This window comes from Vibrio sp. 10N.222.48.A3 (assembly GCF_041475345.1).
Classification (GTDB): Bacteria; Pseudomonadota; Gammaproteobacteria; order Enterobacterales; family Vibrionaceae; genus Vibrio; species Vibrio tasmaniensis_A.
Genome location: NZ_JBFRVX010001251.1, coordinates 1 through 982, shown reverse-complemented (window position 1 = coordinate 982; position 982 = coordinate 1). Strand labels below are relative to the sequence as shown.

General features: G+C 39.8%; 1 protein-coding gene. It reads left to right on the top strand.

The window, feature by feature from the left end; all coding sequences use genetic code 11:
• Positions 1-77 precede the first annotated feature (77 nt).
• Positions 78-884: an AraC family transcriptional regulator gene (locus AB4653_RS25400; RefSeq protein WP_009844793.1), complete on the top strand. Its 807-nt coding sequence runs from the start codon at positions 78-80 to the stop codon at positions 882-884.
• Positions 885-982: the final 98 nt, after the last annotated feature.

Sequence of the window (982 nt, the reverse complement as noted above, 5' to 3'; positions counted from 1 at the left end):
GCGCCTTTTTTGTAAATGTCTCATGCTTAAACAATACTAAAAAAAGCAATTAATCTACAACGCCAAAGAAGCTCACTATGCCATCAATCACGGTCACTCAATTCAGAAACTTTATTCCCAGGAAACGCGAACGCTACCCCGCCTCTAAAAACGGTATCTTTATGGTATCGAAAGGAAGCATATCTTTTATGCTGCCCAATGGCACCCAAGCCTCGTTAAAAGCGGGAGATTTCACGCTTTACAATTCTGGTCAGATTAAAGACATCACGGTCGACACTGAAAATGGTGAGTTTAGTGCGATTTGCTTAGATTTTGATTTGGCAATTTTCCAAAAGTTCATAAATCAGTTCAGTGATTTAGAATCCACTCAAACTCCAGATAAGTACATTAAGTTCAATCAAACGGATACCGAAATCTGCCAATTGAAAGAGCTCATCATGTCCCTGGCCAATTCATCGACTCAGAATGATTACGCACTCACCCAGCTAGGCTTAGGTTTGCTGTCTTTAATGGTTGAGCAGTATCCGGAACTATTAACGATTATTAGCCGAATTTCTAGATTGACGGTGACACAAAAGGTCATTCATTACATTGAACAGAATATAGAAAATAATATCTCACTCGATACCCTAGCCAGCTATATGGGGATGTCACCAGCCACACTTAAACGCCGTTTATCGGCGGAAGACCTTTCGTTTTCAAACCTCTTGAAGATAAAGCGAATCGCCCACGCAGCCACACAGCTCAGAACATCGAACAAATCGATTACTCAAATTGCTTATGAATCCGGATTTAAAAGTGCGGCGCATTTTAGTACCGCCTTTAAAACCTATCACGGCAAAACACCAAAAGATTTCCGGTCTTTGGTTTCACAATCTTATTAATACCAATCGTAGTAAATCACTGATCACTTACTCACTGTGATTGGTATAACTACGCAATCTTATTGGCATAATTTGAAGTGACATCCATCATTTATAGT

Coding starts and splice junctions, on each gene's coding strand:
- AB4653_RS25400 (WP_009844793.1), top strand. CDS start 78: ATGCCATCAATCACGGTCACTCAATTCAGAAACTTTATTCCCAGGAAA.